Annotated in this window: 9 protein-coding genes; 4 read left to right on the forward strand and 5 right to left on the reverse strand. The window is 63.3% G+C overall.

The annotated features are described in order from the left end of the window. Positions 1-20: 20 nt before the first annotated feature. A complete protein-coding gene (locus EOA27_RS19625) occupies positions 21-74 on the forward strand; it encodes a hypothetical protein (RefSeq protein WP_245491122.1) in 54 nt (17 codons plus the stop codon). Between the two features lie 59 nt (positions 75-133). On the opposite strand, the gene EOA27_RS43185 is transcribed toward EOA27_RS19625, so the two are convergent. After that, positions 134-298: a DUF1127 domain-containing protein gene (locus EOA27_RS43185; protein WP_095818565.1), complete on the reverse strand. Its 165-nt coding sequence runs from the start codon at positions 296-298 to the stop codon at positions 134-136. Positions 299-391: 93 nt separating this feature from the next. Next, positions 392-556, reverse strand: coding sequence for a hypothetical protein (locus tag EOA27_RS40780; protein WP_189342723.1), 165 nt, complete (start codon positions 554-556; stop codon positions 392-394). Positions 557-687: 131 nt separating this feature from the next. Here EOA27_RS40780 and EOA27_RS19635 point away from each other — a divergent pair, with 131 nt between their 5' ends. The 3 genes from EOA27_RS19635 (at position 688) to EOA27_RS19645 (ending at position 3,628) form a co-directional block, all read left to right on the forward strand. Beyond that, a complete protein-coding gene (locus tag EOA27_RS19635; RefSeq protein ID WP_126082509.1) occupies positions 688-1,146 on the forward strand; it encodes a hypothetical protein in 459 nt (152 codons plus the stop codon). Between the two features lie 114 nt (positions 1,147-1,260). After that, complete coding sequence (locus EOA27_RS19640) at positions 1,261-2,328, forward strand: aldo/keto reductase (protein WP_126082510.1); 1,068 nt, start codon at positions 1,261-1,263, stop codon at positions 2,326-2,328. A 34-nt stretch (positions 2,329-2,362) separates the two neighbouring features. After that, positions 2,363-3,628, forward strand: a complete 1,266-nt coding sequence (locus EOA27_RS19645) for a cysteine desulfurase-like protein (RefSeq protein ID WP_126082511.1) — start codon at positions 2,363-2,365, stop codon at positions 3,626-3,628. Here EOA27_RS19645 and EOA27_RS19650 read toward each other — a convergent pair. From EOA27_RS19650 to EOA27_RS19660, 3 genes are all read right to left on the reverse strand, one after another. Continuing rightward, complete coding sequence (locus EOA27_RS19650) at positions 3,625-4,653, reverse strand: histone deacetylase family protein (protein WP_126082512.1); 1,029 nt, start codon at positions 4,651-4,653, stop codon at positions 3,625-3,627. The genes EOA27_RS19645 and EOA27_RS19650 overlap by 4 nt on opposite strands. 2 nt (positions 4,654-4,655) lie before the next feature. Further along, the gene (locus tag EOA27_RS19655) at positions 4,656-5,159 is read right to left on the reverse strand and encodes a GNAT family N-acetyltransferase (protein ID WP_126082513.1); all 504 of its coding nucleotides are present in this window, start codon (positions 5,157-5,159) and stop codon (positions 4,656-4,658) included. Between the two features lie 3 nt (positions 5,160-5,162). Continuing rightward, on the reverse strand, positions 5,163-5,542 hold a 380-nt coding region (locus tag EOA27_RS19660), incomplete at its 5' end, for a 2-thiouracil desulfurase family protein (protein ID WP_127256924.1).

Below are 5,542 nucleotides of genomic sequence, written 5' to 3' on the forward strand. Positions count from 1 at the left end.
TCACGACGGCCTACGACATCCTGCGCCACAATGGCGTGCCGCTCGGCAAGCAGACCTTCCTGGGAAATCGCTGAATTTTGAGCAGGTTGAAGGTTTCCCGGCAGCCCGGGAAACCTGTTTGGCTCAGCGTTGTTCAGCGGGCCGACATTTCGCGCGCGATGCGCGGAAAGTCCGCCGGCTTGATGCCGATATCGGCGCGGTCGGCATTGCTCATCGCATTGAGAAGCGCGAGCGCCGCGCGGTAACGCTGGTGTTCTTGCGGCCGTGGCCGAGCGAACATTTCAGTGAAGAACCCCATGACTCAATAGCCCCTATTGGTCCTCCCAACGTCAAAGTATAGGCGATTTTTTTAAATTGTGCAGTGCAGCAATTGCATGGCTGCCATGCCGCATCAGATTTTTTCCGCCACAATCGATTTTCCGCGAAACTTTTCGGCAGGCTCAATCGTAGGCGTTGGTGCCGGCACTTGGCCGGCTTTTTCCTCGCCACTCCTGGCGACCTTGCCGGACTGCACGAAATGCGGTCCGGCTTTTTGCTTGATGGCTCCGGTCGGCAAAATGCCTGCAATTGTTAACGTCGCCAGAAGTCATTTTTAACGAGGGCGCCCTATCTTCAAATGGCGTCAATGCATGCCGTCACGAGAGGGAGGCTGAGATCGGCACCGGGAACAAGCTCGATTTCGCTTCGTTGCTCGACGACCTGATCGTCGCCTCGGAGAAAGGCGAGGAAGAGGGCGCCCGGCCGTCTATCCCGTTCGACTATCTGTCCGTTGCCGATGAACTTCATTCCGGCCGCATCAAGGTTGCCGGTGAGAGCGTCGCCGCCGAATACCGCGAATCCGGCGCCGATCTTGCCGCGGAGTTCGCAGCACTTCTCGACCGGGCGAAACTGACGCTTGCGGGCGAAGAGCATTGGCCCGAGGAAAAGCTGCCGTCGATCGATCCCGAAGCCATTGCCGGCGAGCTCGGCCTCGACCATCCAGCCAAGAATGCCGATTTCGGCCGCATCCGGCGCAATTTCGCTTTCGCCAACCACCCGGACCGGGTCGCGCCGCATCTGCGCCAGCGCGCCATGATCCGCATGCAGGTGGCCAACATGCTGATCGACGAGGCGAAGCGACGGGCCTTGGCTGGGGCACGCCGTTAGCCGCGCAGTTTACGCAAAAAGTCGAAGACTGCGGGCTTGGAGAAACTCCGGCCTGTGCTTTATGCTTGAACTTCCTCCCCGCGCTGTCCGCGCAAAACTCCCGCCGGAGATCCCATGCATAAACGCCGCCTCGGTCGGACCGACCTCCTTGTTTCGCAAATCTGCCTCGGTTCGATGACCTGGGGGCAGCAGAACACCGAAGCGGAGGGCCACGCGCAGATGGACCTGGCGTTCTCGCGCGGGGTGAATTTAATCGACACGGCCGAGCTTTACCCGATCCCGCCCAAGGCCGAGACGCAAGGGCGGACCGAGAAGACCATCGGCAGCTGGATGAAAGCCAATCGCAACCGCGACAAGGTCATCCTTGCCTCGAAAGTGGTCGGCCGCACGGCCAACACCTGGTTCCGCGGCGATCGTCCCTCGAAGCTGGTGCGCGCCGACATCTTCGACGCGGTCGAGAAGTCGCTGGCCAAGCTCGGCACGGACTATATCGACCTCTATCAGATCCACTGGCCGGACCGGGACATTCCCTGGGGCTCGAATCCGACGCGCGTGGGAGCGGTGGCGCGGCGCCCGGATGCGGCAGGCACTCCGGGAGGCGAGACGCCTGTTGCCGAAACGCTCGCCGTCTTCGACGAACTGGTGAAGGCCGGAAAGATCCGCCATCTGGGTCTCTCGAACGAAAGCTCCTGGGGTGTCATGCGCTTCGTCTTCGAGGCCGAAAAGGCCGTGGGTCCGCGCGTCGCCTCGCTGCAGAACGCCTACAACCTCGTCAACCGCACCTTCGAGGTGAACCTTGCCGAGGTCTGCGAACGCGAGGAGATCGGGTTTCTTCCCTATTCGCCGCTGGCGCAGGGCTATCTCACCGGCAAGTACGATCATGGCGCGCGGCCGCAGGGCTCGCGCTCGCAGCTTTTTAACCGCGGCCAGCGCTACGAGACGCCGAATGCGGCGGAAGTGCTGCTTCAATACAACGAGCTGGCGCGCTCCTTCGGCATGGAGCCGGCGCTCTTCGCCAACGCCTATGTGGCGAGCCGGCCCTTCGTGACGGCGAACATCGTCGGTGCGACCACCATCGCGCAGCTCGAGACGGCGCTGTCCTCGGTCGACGTCACCTGGACGGAAGAGATGCAGAAGGCGGTCGACGCCATTCACCAGCGCGTCGGCAATCCGTGTCCTTGATCGGAATCGTTTAAAAAACAAAGGGGTGGAGACGATGGCAGAGTTTCCGATCGAGGCCGTGCGCGGCAGATTTCCGGCGCTTTCGCTGACCGATAAAGGGCGCCGGCGCATCTATCTCGACAATCCCGCCGGCACGCAGGTGCCACTGACGGTAGCGGACGCGGTGTCGCGCTGCCTGCTCTCGACCAACGCCAATCTGGGCGGCATCTTCGAAACAACGGTCGCTGCGCAGCAGGTGGTCGATGGGGCACATGCCGCGATGGCCGATTTCCTCAACGCATCGAGCGTCGAGGAGATCGTCATCGGCGCCAACATGACGACGCTCACCTACCACATGTCGCGCACGCTTGGCCGGACAATGAAGCCGGGCGACGAGATCATCGTCACGCGCATGGACCACGAAGGCAATGTCTCGCCCTGGCTGCAGCTTGCCGAGGATCTCGGCCTGGTCGTTCGCTTCCTGCCGTTCGACGAGCGGAGCTGGCAGGTGGAGGAGGCGGCGCTGAACGCGCTGCTTTCGGACAAGACGCGGCTCGTCGCGCTGAATTATGCCTCGAACCTGACCGGCTCGATCAACCGGGTGAAAGCGCTGACGGCGCTCGCCAGGCAGGCCGGCGCGCTGGTCTACGTCGATGCCGTGCAGTTCGCGCCGCATGGGCTCATCGACGTGCAGGCGCTCGGCTGTGATTTCCTGATCTGCTCGGCCTACAAATTCTTCGGGCCGCATGTGGCCATATTGTGGGGACGGCGTGACGTCATCGACGGCCTCAAGCCCTACAAATGCCGCTGTTCGTCGAACGGGCTGCCGGAGCGGTTCGAACTCGGCACGCCGCAGATCGAGCTGATGGCCGGGCTGACGGCAGCGATCGACTATTTCGCCGATCTAGGCGCTGCCGCCGGCGAGGGCGGATCGCGGCGGCAGCGGATCGCCAAGGCTTTCGACGTTTCGATCGCTTATGAGAATGCGCTGGCCCGGCAACTGATCGAAGGCCTGTCCGATATCGAGGGCCTGATTATCCGCGGTATCACCGATACGGAGCGCCTCGCCGAGCGGGTGCCGACCGTTTCCTTCACGGTCGAGGGCATCGCGCCGGAAACGATCGTGCGGCAGATGAACGCCGAGAATATCTTTCTGTGGTCGGGCCATAATTACGCGTGGGAGATCGTCCACCAGCTCGGCATTCCAGCTGAGCAGGGTGTCGTGCGCATCGGCATTGCCCACTACAACACGGCGGCCGAGATCGAGGAGACGCTGGAGAGCGTGCACCGCGTGATCGCGATGCTGCGGCAGCAGCGCTAGTCTTTCTTGCCGCCGAGGCCGGTCAGGAAAGCGGTGAGGTTGTCGCCCAGCGCATCGCAGAGATAGCCGCCTTCCTGGACGATGACCGTGGGCAGGCCGAGCCCGGCAATCGCTTCGCCCATTCGCGAGAAGCCTGGCGTCGTCACCGAGAGGCCGCCGAATGGATCGCCTTCGAAAGCGTCGAGGCCGAGTGCCACCACAAGCGCTTCCGGCGCGAAGGCGCGGATGCGCTGGAAGGCCGTCGCCAGCGCTTCGAGAAAGGCCGTGTCGCCGGATTTGCGCGGCAGCGGCAGGTTGAGATTGTAGCCGAGGCCGGGGCCTTCGCCGCGCTCGTCGGCATGCCCCCAGAAGAACGGATAGAAGCGCACTGGATCGGCGTGCAGCGAGACGGTCAGCACATCGGGACGGGCGTAGAAGATGCCTTGCGTGCCGTTGCCGTGATGCAGGTCGACATCGAGGATGGCGACGCGGGCGGAACTCTTGCGCAGAACCTGCGCGGCCAAGGCCGAATTGTTGATGAAGCAGAAGCCGCCGGCGACATCGGCGAAAGCGTGGTGTCCAGGCGGACGGCAGAGCGCATAGGCCGACGGCGCGCCGGCCATCACGGCTTGAGCGGCTTCGACCGCGCTCCAGGCGCTCCACAGCGCGCTGTTCCAGGTCTCGGCCGAGATCGGGCAGGCGGTGTCGGCCATATGGTAGCCGGCCTGGCCGACCGCCGAGGCCGGATAGGAGCCGTTGCGAGCGATCGGGTGGATGTTCGGGATCACCTCCGCCGAAGCGCCTTCGATGCGCTGCCAGCGCGTGAAGATGTTTTCGAGGAAGTCGAGATATTCAGGCGTATGCACCGCCGCGACCGGGCCAAGCCCGTGATTTTTCGGGCGTTCGACCGTCAAACCGGCCGATCTTGCGCCGGATAGCAGTCTCTCCACCCGCTCCGGCTTTTCCGGATTGGGCTGCGGCGCGCCGCTCGAAAGGAAAGCCTTGGGATCGTGGCGCTTCTGCTCTTCGGCATAGAAGGCTTTCATCGTCATTCCTCCGGAGCGTCGGCAAAGGCGAAAAAGGCATCGCCGACGATCTTCTGCACCTGTTCGTAACTCGAGCGGCCGATGCCCAGTTTCTCATAGAAGGCCTTGGCGGTCTCGTTGTCGGTATCGACGGAGAGCCTCAGATAAACGCCGCCCGCCGCGCGGCACTCTTTCGCGACGCGCCGCAGCAGTTTCTCGCCGATGCGGCGGCCGCGAAAGCGGTCCTCGACATAAAGATCCTGCACATAGACGCCCGGACGACCCATCCAGGTCGAGAAGATCGGGAAATACAGGCAGAGCCCGGCGAATTCGCCGCCGATCTCGACGATCAGGGTCGAGAAGGCGGGCTTTTCGCCGAAGCCGTAAGTGCGGAGGTCGTCAGCGGTGGATTTGATATCCTGGTTGGCGCCGATATGGGTGCCGAGACGCAGCAGCGCGGCGTAGATTGTTTCGACGTCGTCGATGGTACCGGGACGGAGCAGAATGTCGGTGGCCCGCTGCGGCATCGGTCAGTCCGCATGTCCGGCGGCGCTGGAGCCGATCAACAGATCGTCAAGCTCGCCGATTCTGTCTTCGGAAAAGACACGGATACCGTTTTCCTCGAGCAGCGCGGTGGTCGTGCCTTGGCCAGCCACGCGGGCCCTTGAAAAGCTCCCGTCATAGATAAAACTGCTGCCGCATGATGGGCTGCCGTCCGTCAATACGGCATAGCGGCATCCGGTTTCCCGGGCGAGGTCGAGCGCCAGTTGCCCGGCTTCGCGGTAAAGGCGGGTGACATCGCTGCCGGTTTGCTCGATCACTCTGCCATGGCCCTGCAGGACCGCATGGCCGTCGCGCGCGCCCTGGATTTCCGCCGGCGGACGCGGCGTCGAAAAACCTGCCGCTACCT

The sequence above is a fragment of the Mesorhizobium sp. M2A.F.Ca.ET.037.01.1.1 genome (assembly GCF_003998075.1).
In the GTDB taxonomy this organism is placed as follows: domain Bacteria; phylum Pseudomonadota; class Alphaproteobacteria; order Rhizobiales; family Rhizobiaceae; genus Mesorhizobium.